Genomic DNA, 25,382 nt, shown 5'->3' with positions numbered 1-25,382 from the left:
TTAATTTCAGCATCCAATTATCATCATTGACCAAGGGAGGACGTGTGAAAACATGGGTTAATATACCGGGTAGATCCAATGACATGACGGTCAGACCAATCGTTCGAGAAAGGGAGTTCGTGATGAAACGTCTAAAAAAAATAAGTTCCATCCTTTTTGCTATGATCATTTTCATACAAGGTTTGGGCATTGTCTCGATGAATCCTACGACTACACAAGCGGCTGAATCTGTTTCACCGAAGTTGCTGAGCGGTAATAGCCTAGGTGAATTGTTCCCTGCGAATACAACTGTCGTGGATACAGGAGCCTCCTATACTTGGCAGCAAGATGGGCTTTATGCAACGGAATCCAATCTTGCGGCTTCAGACCCTTTAGCTGCGCGTAAAATGATGGACGGTTCTGTAAGCGTTGTCAGTTCGGCTAGTCAATCAGGAGAAGCCTATGGAACAGTGGTCTTTGACTTGCAAACTGTAACCCGTCTAACCTCCCTGCAGGTGTGGTCAGAATTCTCAGCTGCAAGCGGATTGAAACAGGTAGAAATTTATGCAAGTCTCGATGGCACTAATTACAATCGTGTTGCGGTAACGGATAGTGTATATGGCAATGATGCGGGCATTGTGCCTGTGAGCAGCGATATGAAACCAGCACCCTATGCAAGATATGTAAAGGTTGTGCTTCATAAAGATCCAGCCAAACTTAAGTTGAGCATTGGAGAAATTGCCATTTGGGGTGATGCTGTTCAGGAGCCGGCGATTCTAAGCAATAATCAATTGAAGACCGGTGGTTACTACGGGGCGGGGACTCCGAAGTTGGATACGAAAGCGACGTATAAATGGCATACGGAGCAACCGTTTGTGACACAGGCAGGATTACTTGCAACGGATAATGAAGCTGGCGCGAAGAATGACGGCAGTGCAGGCGGCTTGCCTGATCTTATTGATGGCTCAAGTATAGAGTCGACAGCGGATACAACAGCCAGCATGACCGTAGGTTCGCAAGGTCAATTCGGAACCGTCACATTTGCATTAAATGACGTATACCAGATCGGTTCGATTGATGTCTGGTCCAAAGCGAGCAGCGCAAACTTCATGGATGGTTATGAGGTGCTGTTAAGCTTGGATAACATCAACTATTTCTCCAGCGGTTACACGGCTAATCCGAACAATCGATACGCAGATGCGATGCTCAATACGCCCTCCTACGGCATCCCTGGCAAGCACGCCAAGTATGTCAGAATCGTCATGCATAACGCGAACGATTCCGATCGGTTAATTGCTGGTGAGATTGCGATTAAAGGGTGGAGACTTTATGATGCGACGCTTATCAAGAAAGACATGCCGGATCTAGTTGAACTCACCACGACGATCAAAAATTACAACACGTTGTATCTAGATTGGTCTGCCTACAACTCGGTGGTCAATAAGGTGAATAAATACAGTATCTATATCCAGAAGAATGACTTTACATCGACAAATGGGCTAATCGCTCAGGTAACAGCCGAAAATGGGTCCGCCGAACAGAAGGGGAAATTCCTGCTCGTTTCATCCTTACAGCCAGAGACGACCTATTACATAGCTATAACGCCGACGAGCACAACTTCGGGTGAACGTAAGGATGTCAGCACAATTAAAATAACGACGCCTAGTGTTCTTGGCGGGGAGAAGATTGGGGACATTTTCGCCATTAATGATACACCTTACGGTGGAGGAAACTATGTTCATCACGGGGACAAAGAGGAAGAGAATATCATCCGTAAGCTTGTGCTCATGCGCAATATTGAAGGGATTAATTTTAATCGGTGGTGGATCCATGATTCTTGGGTTAAAGCATTTTCTAATACATACGGAATCGGATTCCACACGTATTATCATGGACCTCAAGATGTACCTATGGAAAATAAACAAGGAACCTGGACCTTCTCTACCGTTAATGAGCCCGATCTGAAAGGGACGAATCCCTCTGCGCTCGCCTTACAGTTTAAACAAAACCACGAGAGCCTGAAAGCTGTGGACAACCGAAATTTACTTATTGAGCCTGCCTTAGGCGGGACTGAGCCAGCAAGTATGACTTGGCTTGAGAATTTGTACAAATCTGATGGTCAAAATGGCGCTGTAGTAAAAACGTACTTTGATGTTCTTGATGTGCATCCTTATGTAAAAAATCATGAAGGTAGTCTACCAGGTCTCATTCCAGGTGCCCCTGAAATGTTAATCGGGAAAATCAATGAAATCAATGCACTGAAAGCTAAATATGGCGATCAGTCTAAGCCTGTCATATTCAGTGAACTTGGATGGAGCACCTATACAGGAAGCGGATATCTTCGACCTGTAGATAAGATAACGCAACGTAATTACTTAGCTAGAGCCTATATGCATGCCATTGCTGGCGGTATTAAGCGAATGCATTGGTACGATTTCCAAGATGACGGAGTTGATCCGACGAATCTGGAACATAATCTGGGCATGATCGATTGGTATGGCGTTCCGAAGCCAAGCTATTATGCTTACTACACGATGGCAAAAGTGTTGAAAGACGCCAAGTTTATTGGCCGCAAAGCGAATGTTGATCATCCGTATTATGGATATGAATATTGGCATGAAGGGAAAAATCAGTACATTACATCGTTGTGGGCTGCTGATGAATCGACCAAAACAGCCACTTTCAAAACGAAGGATACCAGCCTTACTGTTGTAGGTATTGATGGCAGTTACACCTACTTACCGGTTAATGATGGGATTGCCAGTTTAACCATTAGTGGTGCTCCTGTTTTCATATATTCGAGCACTGGCTTGGAAATCTCTTCGATTGATGATTCTTTTGTATTAAAAAACACTTCAGTGGATGTAAGACGTGGCGATACGCTCCATACGGTTATTCAACGTTCTGGCCTGGGAGCGGAACTGAATGGAAAGATTCAACTCATGGGTCCATCCGGTGATTGGAAACTCGAAGGTGAAACAAGCTTTACTGCAGGAACAACGGCGATTCCGGTTGCTATCCCCATCCCTTTTAACGCGGAAGAGAAGGTCCATGAGGTTACGATTCAAGTGATCTCGGGTACGTCACTCGTTGCAGCCATGAAATTGAAGGTCAACGTACTTGAGACCGTCAAAGTTCGTGTTGTGCCTGAGGTTGCAGCGCCTGGAAGATGGAATGAATGGAATGCGGCAATCTATGTAGAGAATGCGACTGCTGACAAAGAGCTAAACGGTACCGTTCGAGTTACGGAGGCGGTATATCTAGCCCTAGGTCAAGGAAGCCCAATTACGTTCAATCACTTATTGCCTGGTGAAATTACGAAGATCACCATGCCGATTACCGCTCTTCCGGAGCAAGCAAGAGCTAAATTGAAGTTATCCATTGATTTGGATAGTGGATTTACGAAGATTGTGGAAAGACCGTTTAATTTTATTGCAGCTGTAAACGACCAGACAGCGCCAATTATCGATGGCAAGCTATCTGAGGAAAGCTGGAGTAATAGCATGCCCATCGTCATAAACAGACCAGATCAAATTAAAAATATAGTCAACTGGGGCGGTGAGGCTGATTTAAGCGGCAAGGGCTTCCTGAAGTGGGATATGAATCAGCTATACTTTGGCATGGAAGTTCAAGATGACAAGCATTATCAAGTAGGAGCTGGCGGTGATCTGTGGCAAGGGGATAGCATCCAATTCGCCATTGATACGGGAAGAGAAGGCGGAGTCGGCAGCTCAGCCAACAATGAGTTCGGCATTGCACTTGGCGAACAAGGGCCGATGGTTTGGAGATGGCTCGCGGCTAACGGCAAGCCAATTGGGGAAATGACGACTGTGCAGTCAGCTGTTTATCGAAGCGCCATCGCGACTACCTATGAGCTTGCGATTCCTTGGACAGAGCTACTGCCTCCAGGTCGTACAGTGACGGACAAAGACATTTTTGGCTTTTCGATGCTCATCAATGAGAATGATGGAACAACCCGCCGAGGTTGGCTTGAATACATGAGCGGTATTGGTTCCAGTAAGAACACGCAGTTATTTGAGGATCTCATATTCAGCCAAATTCATGCACCTGAAGTTAAGGTGACTGGCGTGAAGCTTGACCAACCGACAGTGACTTTGAACAGAGGGCAATCCATGGTTCTGAAGGCAACTGTACTTCCAAGCGATGCAACCAACAAACAGGTTCGGTTTACAACCAGCGATCCAGCAGTGGTTAGCGTATCGCAAGAGGTGTATGGCTTGCAAGCAACGGTGACAGGTGTCTCAGCTGGAACGGCAACGGTTCGTGTGACGACCGTCGATGGTAGCTATTCGGCGACTAGTCGAGTAACCGTTCAGTTACCTTCAGGTGAAAGTAATGGGCCTTCAGGCGGGGGAGCATGGATGCCAGCACCAGATCTTCCTGAGATTCAGGCTGGAACGATCCGCTTCACAAACCCAGTGCTGAAGCAAGACGGAACGGTTGAAATTGAAGTCCCTATGGCTTCCTTGGAGAAAGCGATAGAAGGAGCATTATCATCTGATCGAACGCTTATCATCGATATTGCAAAAGTGACAGGTGCCAAGAAATTTCAGCTTAAGCTCCCTGCATCGATTCTTGACATAGCTCAAAAGAATCATATCGAAAACATCCAATTCCGAACAGGGTTGGCGACGATAGCTTTGACACCTGATGCACTGTCGGACCAAGTGAAGTCGAACTCAGCTGTTTTGGAGATTTTCGTGGAGGAGGTTCGTTCAGATGCTCTTACTGGAGCAGCGGGTTCCCGTGTAGGAAACCAAGCTGTATATGATTTTAAAGTCATCCTAGATGGGATTAGCATTCATTCGTTTTCCCGCAGAGATGCGGTTCAGATCTCGATGGACTATACGCTCGCACCAGACGAGAACGGCGATCAAATCATTGTGTACCACATCGTAGACGGTCAGACGCTTGAAGTGGTGAAGAATGGGAAATATGATGCCGCAACAGGTCGAGTTTCTTTTACAACAAATCATCTTAGCTCATATATAGCCTTGTATACGCATGTGACTTTCGCGGATCTTCAGGATGCCGTGTGGGCGCAAAACAGCATTGAAGCATTGGCAGCAAGAGAAATCGTAAATGGTCTCGAAAGTGATCGGTTTGCTCCGAATGAACAGGTTACGAGAGCCCAGTTTATTCAGATGCTGATGAATGCCTTCGATCTGACAGAAGCGGATGCTGCAACGAGTTTCAGCGACGTGAAAAAAGACGATTGGTTCTACAAAGCAGTGGCAAGCGCTCAAAAGTTGGGAATCATCCAAGGGTATGAGGATGGGTCGTTTGGTGCCAATCAACCTATATCAAGACAAGATATGGCGGTTATGGCATCTAGAGTAATTATGTTAGCAGAGATTGAGCTTCAGACATTGATCGATCCTGTGCGTTTCGATGATCAGCTAGACATTGACGCTTATGCTCAGGAAGCAGTTAAGTCGATGCAAGCGGCTGGTATCATTAACGGATTAGATGAGAATCGATTCGCACCGGATAGGAATGCGACACGTGCACAAGCTGCAAAAATCATTTATGGCCTGTTATTTATGTGAATTTGAATAGGGTCGGTAACCAAAGTTCTCAGATGGTATACCGACCCACTATCTAACCATCCAGAAAGGAGCTTTGCCATGCGTATTACGAAAAAGAGTTGTGCTCTGATAAGTGCGTTTGTATTTCTTCTTGGCTCGGTTTCCGTAGTGTTCCCTGCTAGTCAAACCGTACAGGCGGCAGTCAACCAAAAGCTGCTAAGTGGGAACGCAGTTGGAAGTGAATTGTTTCCTACAGATACGCCAGCAATTGCAACAGGTGCGTCTTATACTTGGCTGTCCGAAGGGATACATGCGACGGAGCCAGGTCTCCTTGCATCGGATGAATCAGCATCACCAGATATGACGGATGGTGGTAACGGCCCAGATGATGATGCCAGCAATTCGACGGGGAGTGTGGTAGGAGCGGCGGTTTACGGAACACTCATCTATGATTTGAAGTCCGTATTGAAAGTATCCTCAGTTACCGTATGGGCGGACACGAACAATCAGAGTGGTATGGATCAGTTCGAGGTATACGCCAGCTATGACGGTTTAACTTACAAACGAGTCGGGGTTCAGGAGAACACGAATGCGCAAGATACGGGTTTTGCTCCTGTTTCACTTGCCATTAAGCCTATAGTCAATGCGCAATATATCAAAGTTATTATGCATAAAAATCCGAACAAGCAAGTCATGAGGCTAGGTGAAGTGGCGGTTTATGGAGATGCGCTTGAGCCTATGGCGATACTCAGCAATAACTATTTAAGAGCTTCCGGTACCTACAATACGACCAAACCGAAAATTGCAACCGGTGCTTCCTACTCGTGGTTAACCGAAAATCCCTTCATCACAGATGGCGATTTAATCAAGTTTGATAACGATGGATCCAAGAACGATACGGTAGGGGGACAGCCGGATTTAATTGACGGATCTAGCACGGAATCGGATGCAGCATCAACGACTAACTCGATCTGGGGCTCCAAAGGGAAATTCGGTGCAGTTGTATTTAACTTAAATGATGTGTATCAAATCGGGAAAATTGACGTATGGACCTTGGCATCGGGCGGAAATAAGTTCATGGACGGGTATGAAGTGCTCGTCAGCACAGATGGTGTGAATTACACATCCCTCAGTTACACTACGAATACAAGCAGTCGTACGGCCAATGTGTTCGTGAATACACCGAGCTACGGCGTTCCTGGTCAGTTTGCCAAATATGTCAAAATCATTATGCATAACGCAAATAATTCGGAAATCCTGACGGTGGGAGAAATCGCCATTTGGGGGTGGAAGCTTTATGATGTGTCACTTCCTAAGCAGGCAACACCGGATCAAGTAGAGTTCACGGCTAAGCTCAAAAATTACAGCACGATGTATCTGGATTGGTCCAGTTACAACAGTGTGGTTAATAATGTGAACAAATATAGTGTCTACGTGGAGACATCTCCTTTTACAAGTACATTAGAATTAAAGCCTAAGTTTACAGCTGAAGCAAAGTCCATTGAACAATTAGGCAAATTTCTACCCTATTTCGCTTTGAAGCCAGAGACAACTTATTATGTAGCAGTGACCCCCTTCCAAACGACGGGTGTTGAAAGGCGCGATGTGCAAACGTTGAAAGTAACAACACCATCTGTGCTTGGAGGTGACACCGTTGGAGATATATTCGCCATTAATGATGCTCCCTATGGGGGAGGAAACTATATGCACCATGGTGAGACGGAAGATCTCTTTTTGATGACAAAATTGCGTTTGCTTAGAGATCTCGGAGGTATGAATAAGAACAGATGGTGGGATCACAGTAATGCCATGAAAACCCTATATGGTAAAAGTGGATTGAATTTCCACTACTTCTATCATGGACCGAGTTATGTTGAGGCGGATAATAATGGAGGAGCCTATACATTCTCGACCTACAACGAACCTGATCTTGCCAATCGAAATCCGGCTTCTGTAGCAGCTCAACTTAAGATAAACCATGATAGCTTGAAAGCCATCAGCAGCAAGAGCTTACTTGTAGAGCCTGCACTTGCGGGTCTCGATCGTTTAGATCCCACCAAAGGTTTGAATTGGCTGGACGATTTCTATAATTCCGATGGGCAGAACGGTGCTTTAGTGAAGACCTATTTCGACGTCATGGATGTCCATCCTTATGTCAAATATGAATATCCAGCTGTACCTGGACTTGATCAAGGTACTCCGGAGAAGCTTCTCGATACGCTGAAGCAATTGAAAGACACGATGACGAGCCACGGTGATGGAGACAAACCGATTGTTATTACGGAGTTAGGGTGGAGCACTTACACAGGCGGAAGCTACTTGAAAAAAGTAGATCGTGCGACCCAACGTAATTATTTGGCTAGAGCTTATATGCATGCCATTGCAAACGGCATTCGTACCATGCACTGGTACGATTTTGCCGATGATGGCACGGAGACGAATAACTTGGAGCATAATTTAGGGTTAATCGACTGGAACGGTAAGCCTAAGGAGAGTTATTACGGTTACTACACACTGATTAGAGTTTTAAAAGATGCAAACTATGTAGGAGTGGTACCGGGCATTGCCAATCCTTACTATGGCTATCAATTCTGGGATGAAAATAAGAATAGATACATCACATCTTTATGGGATGCCAGTTGGCAAACAACAAGTACCACTACACGAACAGCCACTATAGAGACGACTGAACCAGGAGTAACGTTTGTTGGCATTGATGGAAGTTATAAATATGTCGCTGCAGTTTCGGGAGTTGTAAGTGTACCTCTCACAGGAGCACCTTTGTTTATCTACTCTCTGGCGAACGTAACTGTTAATTCCATTAATTAATGGATGATTATTCCTCCTGAAGGTCGTGTTAATGATACAATAAGAACAAGTGCACGACCGAATGGAGGCCTACCATGAGAAACAGTATTTCTGCGAAGGCTATGGTGATTTATGGCATCGTTTTCCTTTTTATAATCAGCCTAACGTTCTGGCTGTCCTATACGGGGACAGTGGGTAAGCTGCAGAAGGATTTAAAAGATACCAATCTTGCACTCTTGAAACAAGTTGACTCCAAGATCGAAGGTGCTTTCCGCCAGACGGAAAAGGATTTGCTCTCCATGGCGGAAGGGTTGGAGTTTATTTATTTTATGAATAATAGCTATAGTGATGATGCACAAAGATACAGTATCCATTACACACTGACTACAAGACTGAGGGATTTTATCGCGAATAATCCGAATTATTCCTCTGTTTTTGCTTATTCACATGTCAGCGGAGACTTAATGACCGAAGAAACATTTTTAAAACAAGCCTCGACAGAGTTTAATTGGTTAGCTCAGTATTTGGATATGCCGGAATATTTCAAGTGGTTGTCGACGCAGAGAGTATGGGATGGTCAAAAAACAGAGGATGTCATTACCTTGGTCCGCAGTTTTCCTGCCCTTAGCAGTCCTGGCTTTAGGAAGGGTCTCATGGCCATTAGTATTCAAGAGGATGAATTGTTCCAAATGATTAAGACGATCTATGAGGATGGTCATCCTGGTCATTTTTTCATTCTGGATGCAGAAGGGAACGTCGTTACGCATGACGATAAAACTCAGCTTTACCGCAATATGAAGTCGTTACCCTATATAACTACGATACTAACAGATTCGGATAGCGGTTCGTTTAACGTGAAATTGGATGGCGTGAAGCAGTCTGTTTTTTATCGGACAAGTGCATATACGGGATGGAAAGTTGTCAGCATTATGCCGGAAACGACGGTATTTGAACCCCTTAAAGTTACACGCAATCTGCTGCTCATTTTTGCCGTTATCATGTTCAGCCTCGCGTTATCTGCCTTATTCTATGTAAATCGCTGGACCTTTAAGCCGTTAGACCGATTAGCAGGTAAGATGTCGGGTATGAAGAAGGGAAGAGGGCAGGGGACGGAGAGCATTGGACTTAGCAACTTAGAGCATATTTTCGATGAAATCCTAACAGACCGTGAGCACTTGGAGCAGCATGTGAGGGATTCGAAGCCCATGCTCAAATGGAAGATCATGATGGAGCTATTGAATGGCAGTCGTTCTGATTTCCACGCGGTGTATCACCATTTGGAGTTTCAGGGGATACGTATGTATCCAGAGCGCTTCCTTGTGTGCACGGCAGAAATTAGCAAAGATGGCGAACAGCTGTCACCGCGTGACGAAGCCTTGTACACCTATATGTTCTGTAATGTTACGGAAGAGCTGATTCGATCAGAACATGCGGGAGCAGCTATTGACTTAGGAGGCGGCAGGGCAGCCGTCTTGCTAAGCTTTGCTGAAGGTGACCCAGAGCAAAACCATTTACGGACATTGGTCATTCTTGAATTAATTCTCGATATTATGAAAAAACAATTCGGTTTGTCAGTGACAGTCGGTGTAGGCACATGCCGTATGGATATGCAGGAGATACCACGTTCGTTCGATGAATCACAAAAGGCACTGCTTTATAAAATGATTTTCGGTAAGCACTCGGTAATCTCTGTAGACGATTTACAGCCACCAGACCGACAGGATTATTACAAGCTCAGCCGAATGTCTGAGCCCGTCATGGAAGCTTTAAGGCAGACCGATCGAGGTAAGATGCTTGCTTACTTGTCAGATACCTTCCGTGCAGCCGTCGAAAGTAATCTTCCACCGGAGCTAATTAGGCAGCTGTGTTACGATCTCATGATGAAGTCATTGCAAACCGTAAGTGCGATTGGGATTGAACCGGAAATATCGATGGGGCCCTTAAGCAGCATTTATGAGCGTATTGCAAAGTGTGAAAACTGGAAGGAAGCGGAACAGCTGGTCGGGGATATTCTCGAGGGCTTGGCCTCACAAATAGAAGAAAAGCGCAGCCAACGTGGGAAGAATGAGACGATTGATCGAATGCTGGATTACATTCGTACGCATTATCAAGAGCATGATCTATCTTTGGAACGACTGGCTAGCATGTTTCATCTGACTCCTCCTTACATCAGTAGATTGTTTAAGGATCATACGGAGAGCAATTTTATCGATTATATGATTGAAATTCGCATTAAGGCTGCCATGGAGTTGTTGAAAGATAAGTCGATTAAAGTGAATGATGTATCAGATGCAGTAGGTTATGCGAATACGAGGAGCTTCCTGCGTACGTTCAAAAAATACACGGGTTTAACACCAACCGAGTATCGAGAGATCATGTTGAAGCGAGCAGCGTCGCAAATTGTTTAACGGCCATCAGCAGGAGCGTTGAGTTTACGTATGCGTCCATCCCCGGTTGGGGGATGGGCATTTTTTTATTTTTCTGATCCCGTCTATCATCTCACTAAACTTTACTTGATAGTTCAATATTGTATGGTACTGTTGAAAAGTAGAGACTACTATTTTTAAGTGCTAAGGAGATACATGTATGCTTCTGACAAAAGGACAAAAGGTGGATGTAACAAAGGGGAGAGCGTTATCAAACCTTAGGGTGCAATTCGGTTGGTCGGCAGACGACAAATTGAGCATCGATGCTTCCTGTTTTGTGTTATCGGGAAATAATCGGTGCGAAAAAGACGAAGACTTTATCTTTTATGGCAATCCTGCCGCGTTAAATGGCGGAGTGACGCATGGTCAAGCTAGTGGACAAGATAAAGAAGCCATCTCCTTATGTCTGTCGAAGATTCCAGAAAGTACAGCGAGAATTGCTTTCTCGTTAACGATTCATGAAGGTGAAAAGCATGGATATTACATGCAAGATGTATCTAATATGTATGTAAAGCTAATCGATGCTGATCGTGGCGAGGAGCTTTTTCGATATGAATATGGAGCGGATTTGTCAAAAGAAACGGCGATAGTTGTAGGGGAGCTATACAGGCACAATGGGGAATGGAAGTTTAATACGATTGGCAGTGGCTTTTTTGGCGGATTAGCATCATTATGTACGAACTTTGGTTTAGTCATTGAACCAGAGATTGAGCAGGAACCCGTTGAAGTGGTTAAGCAACCTAATCTTTCATCGATTGATCTACGTAAGAAGATCGTTCAAATCACTTTAGAGAAGAAAAAAATGGTGAACGTAGCGGCAAGGGTTGGCTTAGTACTCGACATCTCTGGATCTATGCAGCTTTTATATAAGAACGGAACCGTTCAAGAGGTGGTTGAACGAATATTGGCAGTTGCCTGTCAATTTGATGATAACGCGACATTGGACGTTTGGATATATGATAATGAATTCAGTCGATTGACGCCAGCAACAGAGAGAGATTTTGAGCAATATGTCGTTAAAAATATTATCAATAATAGGGATATACATAAGTTTGGTAGAAATAACGAGCCGCCAGTTATGAAAGATGTTATCCGTAAATATACAGAGGAAGAAGAGTCAAATCTTCCGGCTTTTGTTATTTTTATTAATGATGGCGGCGTTGTAAAATCGATAAAGAAAGTAATCGTTGAATCCTCACTCAAACCGTTGTTTTGGCAGTTCGTTGGCATTGGGGAGTCGGATTTCGAGGTTTTGAAGCAACTGGATACGATGGAAGGTCGGATCGTGGACAACGCTAATTTTATTCATATCAAGGATATTGCTTCGATATCCGATGAAGAGTTATATAATCAATTGTTAAATGAGTTTCCCCTATGGCTGAAAGCAGCAACAGATCTAAGAGTTATTCGAAATTAAATGTGTGCTTTTTAAAAAAAGGAGGGTGTAACATGCAAACAAAGCAAGCAAAAATCGTCGTTGTTGGCAGTATTAATATGGATCTCGTTGTGAAGTCCGAACATATTCCAGTTGCTGGGGAGACCGTGACAGGGCAAGAATTCGTCATGATCCCAGGTGGAAAAGGCGCGAACCAAGCAGTTGCAGCAGCTAGACTGGGGGCACATGTTGAGATGGTTGGCTGCGTGGGCGGCGATCCGTTCGGCAAGCAGATGCTGGAGCAATTAGCCAATGAAGGCATAGGCACCTCTTACGTTCATACGGATCCTCAGCAAACGACGGGTGTTGCGTTGATTCAAGTACAGGATGGAGAAAACCGCATTACGATTGTCCCAGGCGCGAATGCCAGTGTGACGCCAGAGCAGGTGGAGCGTGCCAAAGAAGTATTTGTTGGCGCGGATATTTTGCTCGTACAACTCGAGATTCCCCAAGAAACAGTTCTGCGTGCGGTTCAACTTGCCAAAAGCTACGGTGTAAAAGTGATCTTGAACCCTGCACCAGCTGCGGTGTTGCCGGATGAGATATGGCCTTTCGTTGACTTGGTAACACCCAATGAGACAGAAGCAGCTATTCTGACATCTGGACAAGCAGTGGTTACTGAGCATTCGGACGTTATGAACGAGCTGCGAAGCTTAACGAAGACTGACGTTATCATTACCCAAGGGGAAAAAGGAGTGTCTTATCACCTAAATGGCGTAGCAGGATCCTACCCTGCTTATCGAGTGAACGTGATGGATACTACAGCTGCGGGTGACTCCTTTAATGCAGCTTTGGCGGTGTGGCATGGCGAAGGATACACCATGGAGCAAGCAATCGCATTTGCAGCAAAAGTAGGTGCCATAACGGTATCTCGCTTTGGCGCTCAAACCTCACTGCCGACGCGACAAGAAGTGGAATCGTTCGAGGGCAGGTTAAATAAGCTTGGCTAGGTTATCGTGTGATAGGTGATGGAAGTGGACCATAGCGCTTGGAGGGTTACCCTATGTGTGGGGTAGCCTTTTTTCATGTAAACAAACTCGATTTTTGTTGAAAAAAGGATATTGATGTCGAATTGCTAATACATTATTAATGTTTTTCTATGTAGATACTAAACAATTTTGGTATATTATGTACTCAACAGATGTGATGTTAATAAGTGGATCGTTACGAAGTCCAGTATTTGTAGAGCAGACAGGAGTTGACTATCCTTTTGATACCGATTGTATTCAAGCTCGCTAAGCAATGGAGACGCTATGTTAACTTATTTCGTAAAGACCCCAACGTGCAGGCAGTGGGCCTTAAGCTGTTTGTGTGGGCGGTAGGCGGCACGGTTATTCTCTTTGTCGCGTTCAGCTATTTTTCTTACTCGCATTCCCAACAGATCGTCATAGACAAGGTGACATCGGCGACGAAGCAAACTGTCGTGCAATCAAGAGACACGTTAAATATCATTTTTCGCAATTACGAAGATATAACCTTTAACATTTTGACCGATGAAGAAATGTTGAATCAGCTCCACGTGTACGGAAGTGCGACAACGAATCAGAACGAGAAATTCGTGGCTCGAAATAAAATCGTGGAGAGCTTAGCTATTCGCTTTTTTAGTAAAAGTGATATCACGAATATACACCTGATTCCGGTGGACCCGAAGCTCAAAGAGATTACAACGGATACCTTGCATACCGAAATCATCGATTATAGTAAAGAGGAATGGTTTCAGAGAGCGGTAATTGCGAATGGGGAAATCGGCTGGCTGGCAACCAAAAGATATGGCTATTCCAATATAGGACAACCTTCCTTTGCCATCAATCGGCTCATTAAGTTGAGTTCAGGTATGAAGTATGTGCTTCTCATCGAGATTAGTTCCGAGGTTTTAAAGCGTTCGTTTGGTGATATACAAAATGGAGAAATGGTCATATTGAATCCTGCTAATCAATTGTTGACGAGGACGCATTCGGAACTTGAAGGAGACTTTTATCGCATCCCCAACGTATTTCATACGAATCCGATTCATGCAGGACACCCCTCTGATAGTATGACGATTAAGGTTGACGGGGAAATGCAGTTGGTTGTAGCGGAGAAAATAGCGGCCAGTGATTGGATTGTACAGGCCGTAATCCCAACATCGGAATTGTTTAAGGATGCGAATGCCATTGGCAAAAGTATGCTGATTAGTATGATCGGAATTGCTGTCCTAACCTACTTGTTCAATTACTATTTACAGAGACGGCGGAATGCGACCAAAATTCGATATATGGCTTACCATGATCATTTGACCGATTTAGCAAACCGTAAATTGTTTATGGAGGTTATTGAAAAGGAGATTCAGTTAGCCCAGCAAAATAGGCAGGAGTTTACGGTGCTTTTTCTGGATTTGGATCGCTTTAAAATTATTAACGATACTTTCGGCCATGAGGCTGGCGATCGGATGCTCATCGAAACAGCGCGCAGACTAGAAGGCGTTCTGGATAAAAGTTGTACGGTAGCTCGTTTTGGTGGGGATGAATTTCTAGTTCTTCTGCCGAACGCAGGCGACCACGATGCGATATTGACCATTATTCACCAGATCACCACGGAGATTCAAAAACCAGTATACTACGAAGAGAAAGAACTTCATGTATCTGTTAGTATAGGTGTGAGTAGGTATCCGCAGGATGGCAACGACATCCAGTGTTTAACCAAGTACGCAGATACTGCGATGTACAGTGCGAAGGAAAGCGGTAGAAATAATTATAAGTTCTATAACACGACGATGGAAAAAAATACATATGAAAAGCTGTCTCTAGAGAGAGACTTGCGTCATGCGATAGAGCGTGATGAGTTGCTTCTCTATTATCAGCCTCAAATCGAACTGAGTTCCGGCACCATTGTTGGGGTTGAAACGTTAACGAGATGGAACCATCCTAAGCATGGTTTCATACCGCCGTCGGAGTTTATTCCGATTGCTGAGTACTCTCGACTCATCGTTCCAATCGGTAAATGGATTCTATACACAGCATGTAAGCAAAATAAAGCTTGGCAGGATGCCGGGCTCCCCAAGGTACACGTAGCTGTCAACTTATCGATTCATCAGTTCCAAAATTCGGAGATCATTCAAACCGTAGCTCACATTTTGCAGGAAACAGGATTGGAACCGCAATATTTAGAATTGGAAATTACGGAATCCATTGCCATGCAAGATGTGGATAAGGTGATTTTAACCTTACAAGGCTTGTATGCCTTAGGAGTGAAAATTTCAATTGATGACTTCGGCACAGGTTATTCTTCCTTAAATTATTTGAAGAATTTTCCGATACAACGATTAAAGATTGATAAATCATTTCTCGATGATATTGTGATCAACTCCAAAGAACGTGCCATTGTTGGAGCCATCATCATCATGGCACATAGCCTGAATTTGCGAGTGACTGCTGAAGGGGTAGAGACCATGGAGCAAGTGGCCTTATTACAAGCATGCAATTGCGATGAGATTCAGGGTTATATCTACAGTCGTCCCATTCCGACCCATGAATGCGGAGAGCTGCTAGCAGAGAGAAGGGTGTATGACACAACAGAGAAACTTTTACAGAATGGCTAACCATTTGAGCACAAGGGGGAAACCATGATGAGGATGAGGCAACGTAAGAGGAAGGTGTGGTTCGTATGCATGAGTTGGCTACTACTTGTTACCTTTTTAATAGGCTGTTCTAGTCAGGAACATCAAACGCAAGCTTCAGCGCCATCAACCGAGAATAAAGTGACCCTGCGAATGATCGAAAGCTTAACGAATCCGAATCGGACCCGTATTCTGAAAGGTTTGATTGCTCAATTCGAGAGCCATAACCCTAATATCCATGTGGAACTCATTTCACCTCCATTTGGGCAGGCGGATATTACGATCCGAACGATGCTGAGTGTTAAGCAGGAGCTCGACGTTCTTGAAGTTCGTGATATTAATGTCGCTGATCTGGCGAGTCAGGGCTATATTGACGCATTAAACACCTACATGGCCACGTGGGACGAACAAAATACGTTATCTAAAGCAGCCAAATCGATCTCTGTTGTCGGCCGCAAAAATTACTTTATTGCGAACGGTTTGTATCAGCGGCAAATTTTTTACAGGAAGGATTGGTTTGAAGCGGCAGGCCTTAAACCACCTTCTACTTGGGAAGAGATGTATCAAATAAGCAAAAAATTGACAGACCCAGCCCGAAATCGGTATGGTTTCTCATTTCGTGGAGCCAAAGGCTCCGTTTCTACTTTGGATTCCATGATTCTGGCCTATAATGGGGATCGCGTTAATTTGGAGGACGGTCCCTTTCTGAATGATGGCTCTACGATATATGCTTCACCTGAAGCGGTGAAAGCGATGGAAGTGTATGTGAAGCTGTATAAGGAAGCATCGCCGCCGGATTCCATATACTGGGGCTTCCAAGAGCAAGTAGATGCGTTCACCTCGGGCATGACAGGGATATTGCTGCAGGATCCGGATGTCATTCAAACCATACAGGACAACATGCAGCCAGACATGTGGTCAACAGCACCTATGCCAACAGGGCCAACGGGTAACGCACTTGTGAGCGTGGGCGGAGCTGGATGGGGAATTGCTTCTTATTCCAAGAATAAAGCAGAAGCATGGAAGCTGATTGCTTTTCTTGCAGGTGCTAAACAGAACACCGAATTATCTAAAAAATATGGCGTGATTCCGACTCACACTTCTGTGGCATCGGATTCCTTTTTCCAAACAGGTCCTTATAAAACCTTACTCGACATGACGCTTCAACCAGACAAGTACCTGCTCTATAAACCGCCCTTTCAATATCCGGGGAACAGCAACTGGGATAAGATAGCTACGGATAATAGCCAAGCGCTGTTGATGGGGAAGACGTCCATTCAAGAGACATTAGGCAAGTGGGATGCTTTTTGGAAGGAACAGAAGAGGACCATGGGGGAATTGAAATAGGTGAGGGATAACGCTGGTATATCATGATAGAATGGAGTCGTAAAGGAGGATAACAGGATGAGCGTGAAGGTAGAAATGAGAAGCTTAGCTGCTGTAACTCAAAAGCTGGATCAAGCTGGTATTCGTTACTCCTTGGGTGGAAGCGGGTTGCTGCTTAGCTTGGGTCTAATCGATGCGGTTGGCGACTGGGACGTCATGGTTGAAGCTCCGAAAGATCAGGTGTTACAGGCTTTACAGTACGATCATATCGAGGAAAAAATGAGCGGGGACTATCCCTTTGCTACGCAATATAAGTTAGTGGTTCTTAGCGATACTCCTGAGGTAGAAATCATTAGTGGTCTAGCCATCCATACGGATAAGGGCTTATGTAGACTGCCATCCACCCCTTGTGCTACATGGAACGGCATTCAAGTTGGCAGTCCTGAAGTCTGGTATATCGCGTATGCTTTAATGAATAGGACGGTAAAGGCAGCCCTATTGCTTGCTTATTTGAAGGAAGCGGGAGCCGATCAAGATATTCTAAACAACCTGATGAATGAGCCGCTCCCTGATGAGATCATGGATGAACTCAGGTCTCTTTTGAACATTCAGAAGGTATAGAAGGACGATACCATGGATAATCAAATTACGATTCAAGCTTTAAAATACGGCAATCTCCTGCACTACGAATGGCGCACCACCTTATTAGAAAAGACGGACTCACATATCGTTGTTTTAGGTGAGTACGGAAGGCAGCTTCATCATTTTACGAAGCAAAAGGTATTTACGGTTGAGAATTGGACGATTGAATTTTTCTCTTTTGATTCTTGGTACACGGTTAGTGCGGATGTTGTTGATGGTGTGTTGAATGAATTTTATTGCAATATTAATCAGCCTGCCGTGATGAAGGGAACCACTGTTTCTTTTGTGGATTTGGATTTAGATTATGTGAAGAGAAAAGGTGTTTGGCAAGTCGTTGATGAGGAAGAGTTTGCTGCCCATACGATTAAATTTGGGTATCCAGAGGATCTGGACCACCAAGCTGAGCAAGCAATGGCTGCTTTGAAAGAAAAAGTTGCCAACAAGGCGTTCCCGTTCGATGGTTATCTCGAGAAGTTTATCACTTGTATACCTAGTAAATATGGGCAATGATTACGAAACTTAGGGGAGGTTTCTTTTATCATGATTACTGTACAAATGGTGCTAGATTGCCTTATTGAGCCCGTCGGACAGCTGAACAAGACGGTGGATACACTGAAGAGCGGACGCGTAGATGCAGAAGTTCGCAAGGTGGCTGTCGTTTTTATGACAACCTATGGTGTAATTAAGCAAGCTGTTGAATCAGGCGTTGATCTCATCATCACCCACGAACCCACGTATTACAATCACATGGATGAAGTCGAATGGCTTAGCGGATATCCTGTTTATGAAAAGAAGCGTGCACTCATCGAGGAATCGGGTATTGCCATTTTTCGTTTGCACGATTACGTACATAGCTACAAACCTGATGGTATTCTGGTAGGCATGTTGAAACAGCTCGATTGGGAAGCTTACGCAAATCCGGAGCAGATGAACCTACTAACACCGCCTTCTAGCGAACAACATACCGTGCGCACCATCGCCACGCATTTGAAAAATAAACTAGGCATAGAAAGTATGCTTGTTGCCGGAGATCCGGATCTTCCGGTGAAGCAATTCGGTCTATTGCCTGGCGCATCTGGCGGTCGTGCTCATATCAAGTTTCTCGGTACGAAAGAGATTGACCTCTTGATCGTTGGCGAGACGAATGAGTGGGAGACGAACGAGTATGTACGGGATGCTGCGGATATGGGGTTTGCGAAGGCGCTAATCGTAACGGGTCATCAGAAGAGTGAAGAAGCAGGCATGCGGACTGTCGTGGAGAGGGTACGCCATGCGTTCCCAGAGCTGCAAGTGGCCTTCATAGAGAGCACGCTCGCTGTACAACGGATTTGATGACAAAATAGAAGCAGTCTAGGCACTTTGGTGTCGTAGACTGCTTTTTACTGAAAATCAAGCTGATCGCCGCGGCCGAATGATAGATGGATAACCTACAGTTAATTTTGCCGGAATCGAAGGTATCGAGGTAATAGATGGAAAATGTACAGCTAATTTATTCAAAAGTAGTGATATCTGGGCTTATGGGGGAAATTAACTACAGGAAATCCAGCTATTTCTTCTGGTCAGAGGAAATCGGCAAAAATAACTGCATATAATCCATTTAGTGTGACATAGCAGAGGAGTCTTGACGCATGACAATTATCACTTTTCTAATCGTTGGTTGGATACTAAATTGGTTTAAATTCGAAAGATTGGTCATTCAAGCGTTTAAGGAGTTATTTAACAAAGAAGTATCCAAAGCAACTTATTATTTCATGTTTTTTACTGTGGGCATATTTGGCGATGTTGTGCTGCTCATCCAAGGTTTTTATTATGACTACTTTTTGCAATTAGGATGATCTTAAGCAGTAGAAAAGCCACCCTCTAAAGGATGGCTTTTTCTATTTCGCATATGAGCTGCTACTTCTTCATCCTACGCCTACGCTTGCTAGCCATTGTGTTTGAAGCTTTGCCACTCCCGCCGACGGCATCCTGCTGCTTCGTTCCAGGGCTATCGATGGCGGAGTTAGTCCCGCTGGTGCTATATTTTCCAGCGCCGCTGGCCACTTGGGTAGCCGATGCATTCGCTGCATGTTTCGGGAGCTTCACAATTTGATCGTTAATGACAACGATGACTTCTTTGCCTTTACGACGGATATCGTAGAGGCTTTTGCTGCCTGATAAATTGCCTTTAGCGACTTTACCTAATTGGTTCTTCGCTTTGCCGCCTGCCCCAACACTTTGTTGTTGCTGACTGTGTGGAGACTTGATTGCGGCGTTGCTGCCAGCTGCACTGCTGCGACCTGCACCACTAGCGAGCTGCGTCGTGTTAGGCGCATTCGTAAATTGATGGTTGATCACGAAAACCAACCTATGAATACCATGAATTGGCGATTGTGCAATAATGCGTTGCTTCCCTTTTTCAATGATAATTGTGACACGGTCTGATTTCATTGCACACAGATCCTCCCTATTGGGTTCTCCCTAAAGTATATGTCCGTAGGACAAATTGGTAAGGGATAGTGGCTGAGTGGCTATAAAAGTCGTCGATAAGCCTATGTAACCTTCAAAGTGCCGAGGTCTTTCCGTCGATACACACTAAGCATGAGGCCGATGGCTACAAACTGAAAAAGCACGAGCGAGCCGCTATAGCTAATAAAAGGAAGATGGAAGGAGCTAAACGGAGCTAGACCGATCCACATGAGCATATTCCATACATATTGTATGACAAACAAGGTCGATAACCCGGATACCAAAGCTTTGCCATAGGGATCTCTCGCCTTCCGAGAGACGCCAACCATTTGCTGGACGAACAAAGTGACCATAATCACTATTGCGATCCCGGCTCCCCAGCCAAAACAGTAGATGAGAAAAGGAAACATCATTTCGGCTTGAAGATCAGGCAAAGCGTTAAGGGAAGATCCAAACCCATGTCCCGACCAACCAGCGGATTGCATCGCTATTTTGGACTGAGTTAGCAGAAAATTCATGCCTCGCCGATCTTCAGTTGGATGTATAAAAGCAAAAATGCGTTTTAGTTGATAGGACTGACTAAGCAAGAACCAGCCAAAGGCAACTGCAAATAGACTACAATGCGCAAAGAGTAGGGTGCGTTTCATTTTCAAAACGAGTAACAAAGTCAAACATCCTATAAAGAAAAGAACGAATTGATCTATAGCGTGTATACGCAAAATAAGCAAAACTGCCAGCCAAACAGTTCCTACATGGGTCCAACTTTTACGCATAAATACGTTCATGGAGGATTCGTTGGCGACGACTCTTTGTGGCGCACTCCAAATACCAGCTAGCGCAATGAGCAGCAGATAGGGGGTGAGCGCTGGAATATTCATTTGGAAAGGGTACCAATTGACATAACCTCTAGCTCCATTCACCTGATTCCCGAATAGATAGACATAGATGAGCAACGCAATCGTAACCAGATAGAGTCCCCATGAGAATTTGGCAAACTTCCTATAATTACTAAAGCCAATGATCAACATTAAGCATGAACCAGCGCACAGATATACGATTTGTTTGAGTCCGATAGAAGTGAAACCTAGACGACTGACTAGCGCAGTTTGAGCAGAAAATATGGCAACTAACCCGATCGTTATAAAAAGCACAACGACAGCAAGCAAGCCCCAATTAAAACGAGGCCGATGGGCAAGATGAAACTGCTGCCCGATCACATCAGGTGTCCCCATTTGGAAATAGCTTCTCTAACGGCCGTATCTAAATCGATTCCATTACGTAGTTTCTCCTCAATTAACTCCTGCAAATGACTCTCCAGCTCCAGACGAACTTCCGGATGGACCTCTCTTGCTTTAATTTCGCGACAAACTTGTTTCAAAAACAAAGCGATCTCCTCATGATAACGAAAGCTGCTCATACACCGCCCTCCCCAAGTACCCGATCAACAGTATTGCGAAAAAGGAACCATTCTTGTTTCTTTGCCGTAAGCTCGCCCTTCCCTTGCTTTGTTAGGCGATAATACTTCCGTTTGCGTCCGTCTTTCTCATCCCAATAGGCTTCAACAAAGCTTTCCGACTCGAGCGTGTGGAGAATGGGATAGAGCGTACCTTCCTTCAATGTGAATACGCCATCGGAGTGTTTTTCCATTTCTTTGGTCATCTCATAGCCATACATATCCTTGCGATCCAAAAGGGTCAGGATCAGGATAACGGTGCTTCCTTTCATGAGCTCTTTACTAATTTTCATGGAAGACTCCTTTCACGACTATAGAATTACAATGCATCGAATATCTAGGTATAAGTATAAGTGGGAAAACTATATTTGGCAAATTTGTCCATTTTAAAAAGACGTGCTGAACATCCATACAAAGATAAATTTAGTCAACAAATCGGATAAAATTGGATATGTACATTGGAAAATATGCCCTTTATAATTGAGACTGAGAATTATTATCAATTAAAAACAGGGAGTCAGCATCAGCATTCTAAATAGATGGCTTGTTCATCACCAGTGTGTGCTTTGCTGTACAAGGAGGAAGAAAAGGATGAAAGCTTTAAAAATGATGATCGTGATGTTGTTAGCACTAGCCGTGACGGCTTGTGGTAGTTCGACAACAACAGGTGGAAATGCGAGTAGTACGAGCACTGCAAGTGCGTCGCCAGAAGCCGCTAAAGCTACAGCTGTAGCAACGGTAGAGAAAACAATTAAACATGCGATGGGTACAGTTACTTTGAAGAAAAAGCCAGAGCGGATTGTCGTCCTGTTCAATGGTATGACGGATATAGTTACACACTTGGGCGTTAAGCCAGTTGGTTCGGTTGAATCATGGGAAGAGAAGCCTTGGTACAACTTTCTGAGATCCAATATGGATGGTGTAAAGAACTTGGGTGAAGAAACACAGCCGAATGTGGAAGCAATCGTGGCATTGAAGCCAGATTTGATCATTGGGACGAAACCACGTCATGAGAAAATTTATCCGCAGCTGGAAAGCATTGCGCCTACTATTATGACGGAAGAGATTTTTGACTGGAAAGCGAATTTGAAGTATGCCATGGATGCCCTTTATAAGGAGCAAGAAGGTGCGAAAATTTTAGCGGATTGGGATAAAGGGGTAGCGGAGTTTAAACAAAAAGCGGGAGATAAACTGGCGAAATCCGAAGTTTCGATTATCCGTTTTGAAAGAGATGGCAGTGCACGTTTTTATGCAACAGGTTTTGCTGGAACGATCTTCAAGGAACTTGGTTTACCACGTCCTAAGGCTCAAATTGTAGAAGGCAAGGCTGTCGTTAACATCACCACAAAAGAGCAAATGTCGCAGTTGGATGGCGAGTATATCTTTGATATTACACGTCTGAGTGCGGAAGAACCTTCGGTAGAGAAATCGCAGAACGATTGGACGGCTCACCCGCTTTGGAAAAATCTCAAAGGCGTAAAGAACGGTAAGTATTTTAAAGTAGACACGATCACTTGGAACTTATCTGGGGGCTCGATGGCAGCGAAAGCGATGTTAGCGGATCTCTACAAATATTTTGATATTAAATAGTTGAAACACTTAGGGATGAACGTTATGTTCATTCCTTTGTGTAATATAAGTGTTTGGGAGATTGTCATCATGAACCTTATGAATACGAGCTTATGGAAAACCGCCGGGCTGCTCACACTGGTTATCATTTTGCTTGGGAGCTTTGTTTCCAGCATTCTGTTCGGTGCGACGCAGTTTGACTGGCATACAGCATGGGCTTCCATCTTTCATTACGACGAGAATATCAATGATCAAATCATTCTTCGCACAACGCGTGTGCCCAGGGCCTGTATAGCCGCAGCCATTGGCGCTAGCTTAGCGATCGCGGGTACGTTGATGCAGACGCTCACACGTAACCCGCTGGCTTCGCCGAGTGTACTTGGCGTGAATGCAGGCGCCACGTTATTCGTTGTCCTTGCGGCGGTAGCTTTATCGATTTCATCGATGCAAGCTTTGATGTGGATTTCTTTTATCGGAGCGGCAGTCGGTGCCTTATCCGTTTATATTTTGGGCTCTTTTGGCAGAGATGGCTTAACGCCACTCAAAATTGTACTCGCAGGCGCAGCGATGACCGCACTGTTCTCCTCCTTCACACAAGGCATCTTGGTGCTGAACCAACAAGGGCTAAACACGGTGTTATTCTGGCTAACGGGTACAATTGCCGGACGTTCTCCAGATATGTTAATCACAGTCATCCCTTTCATGGCCATATCCTGGGTAGTTGCTTGGTTCATCGCGCGTGATATGAATTTACTTCTCATGGGTGAGGATACGGCGAAAGGCTTGGGTCAAAAGACGATCTGGGTCAAATCAGTCGCAGGCTTACTAATTGTCGTGCTTGCGGGCTGCTCCGTGTCGGTCGCGGGTCCCATTGGATTCATTGGTATTGTCATTCCGCATATTTCTCGGTTTTTCATCGGTGGTGATCATCGTTGGGTCATTCCTTATTGTGCTGTATTAGGAGCAATTCTGCTGATACTGGCGGATTTGGCTGCAAGATTTATTATGATTCCTGAGGAAATGCCTGTAGGTGTTATGACCGCCATTATTGGTGCCCCATTCTTTATTTATATTGCACGAAGGGGGCTTATCAAATCATGAAGGGTCATGTTCCGATTCGATCACGACACGGTGCGGTTTCTTTTTTAGTTGAAAAAAAAGCGTTCACGATTTCCCTCCTGTTACTCGTGGTTTGCGTGGTGATTGCGATTGTCAGCACGGGGATGGGGGAAATGTACATATCTCCGATCGATGTTGTTAGAAGTGTCATAGGCATTGGCGCCGATGATCATGCAATGGTCGTTCAAAAGCTGCGCCTTCCGCGCATTGTCATTTCCATGTTAGTAGGGGCTGCATTGGCAGCGGCAGGTGCGATCATGCAGGGAATCATTCGAAACCCATTGGCATCGCCAGATATGATGGGTGTTACGGGGGGAGCTTCAGTGGCTGCGGTCACCTTCCTCACGTATTTCAATAGCATGATCAGCATTCGGTGGCTGCCGGTCTCGGCGATGCTGGGTGCTGCAGTTGTTTCAGTCATTTTGTATATGCTCGCTTGGAAAAAAGGAGTCACACCCATCCGCCTCATTCTGGTCGGCATTGGGATGTCATCGCTGATGTCTGCTGCGACGACGATGATGATTGTTTTTAGTCCGAAGAACGATCCTGGCACAGCCTACCTATGGCTCACAGGTTCGGTTTACGCGGCGAATTGGGAAAATGTGCTTACGGTTCTGCCATGGACGGTCGTTTTGATTCCACTAGCATTTCTATTAGCTCGCCATGTCAATATTGGACAGCTCGGGGATGATGTGGCAGCAAGCGCAGGAAGCGCAGTAGAGATTAACCGCTTGTTATTGCTGCTCATCAGCGTGGCGCTAGCGGGTTCAGCTGTTTCCGTAGCTGGCGCGATCGGATTCATTGGGTTAATCGCTCCGCATATGGCACGCAAATGGGTGGGCTCAAGCTTTGACAGCTTGTTGCCCGTCTCAGCACTGCTCGGAGGCGCGATTGTGATGTTGGCGGACCTAGCGGGTAGAACGTTCTTTCTACCGCTCGATGTGCCAGTTGGTGTATTCACGGCAGCGGTAGGGGCACCCTTTTTCATCTACTTGCTGTACACCAAGCGAAATTCAAGATAGGAGTGAAGAGA

18 protein-coding genes and 1 pseudogene are annotated in these 25,382 nt (G+C 44.9%); 15 read left to right on the top strand and 4 right to left on the bottom strand.

Features of this window, described 5'->3' with window-relative positions:
• Positions 1-122 precede the first annotated feature (122 nt).
• The 12 genes and pseudogenes from AC58QM_RS13320 (at position 123) to AC58QM_RS13265 (ending at position 19,595) form a co-directional block, all read left to right on the top strand.
• Positions 123-5,549: an S-layer homology domain-containing protein gene (locus AC58QM_RS13320; protein ID WP_497284653.1), complete on the top strand. Its 5,427-nt coding sequence runs from the start codon at positions 123-125 to the stop codon at positions 5,547-5,549.
• A 78-nt stretch (positions 5,550-5,627) separates the two neighbouring features.
• Entirely contained in the window at positions 5,628-8,357 is a 2,730-nt protein-coding gene (locus AC58QM_RS13315) for a hypothetical protein (RefSeq protein WP_497284651.1), read from the top strand.
• A gap of 74 nt (positions 8,358-8,431) precedes the next feature.
• The gene (locus AC58QM_RS13310) at positions 8,432-10,744 is read left to right on the top strand and encodes a helix-turn-helix domain-containing protein (RefSeq protein ID WP_497284649.1); all 2,313 of its coding nucleotides are present in this window, start codon (positions 8,432-8,434) and stop codon (positions 10,742-10,744) included.
• Positions 10,745-10,922: 178 nt separating this feature from the next.
• Positions 10,923-11,435: pseudogene (locus AC58QM_RS13305) on the top strand (TerD family protein); the annotation flags it as partial.
• A 129-nt stretch (positions 11,436-11,564) separates the two neighbouring features.
• Positions 11,565-12,179, top strand: coding sequence for a vWA domain-containing protein (locus AC58QM_RS13300; protein WP_497285293.1), 615 nt, complete (start codon positions 11,565-11,567; stop codon positions 12,177-12,179).
• A 32-nt stretch (positions 12,180-12,211) separates the two neighbouring features.
• A complete protein-coding gene (gene rbsK, locus AC58QM_RS13295; RefSeq protein ID WP_497284647.1) occupies positions 12,212-13,147 on the top strand; it encodes a ribokinase in 936 nt (311 codons plus the stop codon).
• Between the two features lie 260 nt (positions 13,148-13,407).
• Positions 13,408-15,774, top strand: a complete 2,367-nt coding sequence (locus tag AC58QM_RS13290) for a bifunctional diguanylate cyclase/phosphodiesterase (protein ID WP_497284646.1) — start codon at positions 13,408-13,410, stop codon at positions 15,772-15,774.
• A gap of 69 nt (positions 15,775-15,843) precedes the next feature.
• Positions 15,844-17,139 (top strand): ABC transporter substrate-binding protein, encoded by a 1,296-nt coding sequence (locus AC58QM_RS13285; protein WP_497284644.1) that lies wholly within the window; start codon positions 15,844-15,846, stop codon positions 17,137-17,139.
• Between the two features lie 57 nt (positions 17,140-17,196).
• On the top strand, positions 17,197-17,739 hold the full coding sequence (locus tag AC58QM_RS13280; protein WP_497284643.1) for a hypothetical protein: 543 nt from the start codon (positions 17,197-17,199) through the stop codon (positions 17,737-17,739).
• A gap of 12 nt (positions 17,740-17,751) precedes the next feature.
• On the top strand, positions 17,752-18,270 hold the full coding sequence (locus tag AC58QM_RS13275; protein WP_497284641.1) for a DUF402 domain-containing protein: 519 nt from the start codon (positions 17,752-17,754) through the stop codon (positions 18,268-18,270).
• A gap of 30 nt (positions 18,271-18,300) precedes the next feature.
• A complete protein-coding gene (locus AC58QM_RS13270; RefSeq protein ID WP_497284639.1) occupies positions 18,301-19,092 on the top strand; it encodes a Nif3-like dinuclear metal center hexameric protein in 792 nt (263 codons plus the stop codon).
• Between the two features lie 296 nt (positions 19,093-19,388).
• Positions 19,389-19,595, top strand: a complete 207-nt coding sequence (locus tag AC58QM_RS13265; protein ID WP_497284637.1) for a hypothetical protein — start codon at positions 19,389-19,391, stop codon at positions 19,593-19,595.
• A 61-nt stretch (positions 19,596-19,656) separates the two neighbouring features.
• Here AC58QM_RS13265 and AC58QM_RS13260 read toward each other — a convergent pair whose 3' ends face one another.
• The 4 genes from AC58QM_RS13260 to AC58QM_RS13245 all read right to left on the bottom strand — a co-directional run bounded on the left by AC58QM_RS13260 (position 19,657) and on the right by AC58QM_RS13245 (position 21,954).
• Positions 19,657-20,190 (bottom strand): hypothetical protein, encoded by a 534-nt coding sequence (locus AC58QM_RS13260; protein ID WP_497284636.1) that lies wholly within the window; start codon positions 20,188-20,190, stop codon positions 19,657-19,659.
• A gap of 101 nt (positions 20,191-20,291) precedes the next feature.
• The gene (locus AC58QM_RS13255; protein ID WP_497284634.1) at positions 20,292-21,440 is read right to left on the bottom strand and encodes an FtsW/RodA/SpoVE family cell cycle protein; all 1,149 of its coding nucleotides are present in this window, start codon (positions 21,438-21,440) and stop codon (positions 20,292-20,294) included.
• Positions 21,422-21,625 carry a permease prefix domain 1-containing protein gene (locus AC58QM_RS13250; protein ID WP_497284633.1) on the bottom strand — a complete coding sequence of 68 codons (204 nt, stop codon included), beginning with the start codon at positions 21,623-21,625 and terminating at the stop codon, positions 21,422-21,424. Before AC58QM_RS13250 ends, AC58QM_RS13255 begins: the two co-directional genes overlap by 19 nt.
• Positions 21,622-21,954, bottom strand: a complete 333-nt coding sequence (locus AC58QM_RS13245) for a PadR family transcriptional regulator (RefSeq protein ID WP_497284631.1) — start codon at positions 21,952-21,954, stop codon at positions 21,622-21,624. Before AC58QM_RS13245 ends, AC58QM_RS13250 begins: the two co-directional genes overlap by 4 nt.
• Positions 21,955-22,252: 298 nt before the next feature.
• Between AC58QM_RS13245 and AC58QM_RS13240 the strand changes: the two genes are divergently transcribed.
• The 3 genes from AC58QM_RS13240 to AC58QM_RS13230 all read left to right on the top strand — a co-directional run bounded on the left by AC58QM_RS13240 (position 22,253) and on the right by AC58QM_RS13230 (position 25,371).
• The gene (locus tag AC58QM_RS13240; protein WP_497284629.1) at positions 22,253-23,251 is read left to right on the top strand and encodes an ABC transporter substrate-binding protein; all 999 of its coding nucleotides are present in this window, start codon (positions 22,253-22,255) and stop codon (positions 23,249-23,251) included.
• 69 nt (positions 23,252-23,320) lie between these two features.
• Complete coding sequence (locus tag AC58QM_RS13235; protein ID WP_497284627.1) at positions 23,321-24,331, top strand: FecCD family ABC transporter permease; 1,011 nt, start codon at positions 23,321-23,323, stop codon at positions 24,329-24,331.
• A complete protein-coding gene (locus tag AC58QM_RS13230; RefSeq protein ID WP_497284625.1) occupies positions 24,328-25,371 on the top strand; it encodes a FecCD family ABC transporter permease in 1,044 nt (347 codons plus the stop codon). Before AC58QM_RS13235 ends, AC58QM_RS13230 begins: the two co-directional genes overlap by 4 nt.
• Positions 25,372-25,382: the final 11 nt, after the last annotated feature.

It is taken from the genome of Paenibacillus sp. J22P165, from assembly GCF_059692015.1.
This window is presented reverse-complemented; position numbering and strand designations above follow the sequence as displayed.

Bases quoted from the DNA above. Each gene is read 5' to 3' on its own strand.
- AC58QM_RS13310 (WP_497284649.1), top strand. From the start codon at position 8,432: ATGAGAAACAGTATTTCTGCGAAGGCTATGGTGATTTATGGCATCGTT.
- rbsK (WP_497284647.1), top strand. From the start codon at position 12,212: ATGCAAACAAAGCAAGCAAAAATCGTCGTTGTTGGCAGTATTAATATG.
- AC58QM_RS13280 (WP_497284643.1), top strand. From the start codon at position 17,197: ATGAGCGTGAAGGTAGAAATGAGAAGCTTAGCTGCTGTAACTCAAAAG.
- AC58QM_RS13240 (WP_497284629.1), top strand. From the start codon at position 22,253: ATGAAAGCTTTAAAAATGATGATCGTGATGTTGTTAGCACTAGCCGTG.
- AC58QM_RS13250 (WP_497284633.1), bottom strand. From the start codon at position 21,625: ATGAGCAGCTTTCGTTATCATGAGGAGATCGCTTTGTTTTTGAAACAA.
- AC58QM_RS13265 (WP_497284637.1), top strand. From the start codon at position 19,389: ATGACAATTATCACTTTTCTAATCGTTGGTTGGATACTAAATTGGTTT.
- AC58QM_RS13270 (WP_497284639.1), top strand. From the start codon at position 18,301: ATGATTACTGTACAAATGGTGCTAGATTGCCTTATTGAGCCCGTCGGA.
- AC58QM_RS13245 (WP_497284631.1), bottom strand. From the start codon at position 21,954: ATGAAAATTAGTAAAGAGCTCATGAAAGGAAGCACCGTTATCCTGATC.
- AC58QM_RS13285 (WP_497284644.1), top strand. From the start codon at position 15,844: ATGAGTTGGCTACTACTTGTTACCTTTTTAATAGGCTGTTCTAGTCAG.
- AC58QM_RS13320 (WP_497284653.1), top strand. From the start codon at position 123: ATGAAACGTCTAAAAAAAATAAGTTCCATCCTTTTTGCTATGATCATT.
- AC58QM_RS13230 (WP_497284625.1), top strand. From the start codon at position 24,328: ATGAAGGGTCATGTTCCGATTCGATCACGACACGGTGCGGTTTCTTTT.
- AC58QM_RS13255 (WP_497284634.1), bottom strand. From the start codon at position 21,440: ATGGGGACACCTGATGTGATCGGGCAGCAGTTTCATCTTGCCCATCGG.
- AC58QM_RS13275 (WP_497284641.1), top strand. From the start codon at position 17,752: ATGGATAATCAAATTACGATTCAAGCTTTAAAATACGGCAATCTCCTG.
- AC58QM_RS13260 (WP_497284636.1), bottom strand. From the start codon at position 20,190: ATGAAATCAGACCGTGTCACAATTATCATTGAAAAAGGGAAGCAACGC.
- AC58QM_RS13300 (WP_497285293.1), top strand. From the start codon at position 11,565: ATGGTGAACGTAGCGGCAAGGGTTGGCTTAGTACTCGACATCTCTGGA.
- AC58QM_RS13315 (WP_497284651.1), top strand. From the start codon at position 5,628: ATGCGTATTACGAAAAAGAGTTGTGCTCTGATAAGTGCGTTTGTATTT.
- AC58QM_RS13235 (WP_497284627.1), top strand. From the start codon at position 23,321: ATGAACCTTATGAATACGAGCTTATGGAAAACCGCCGGGCTGCTCACA.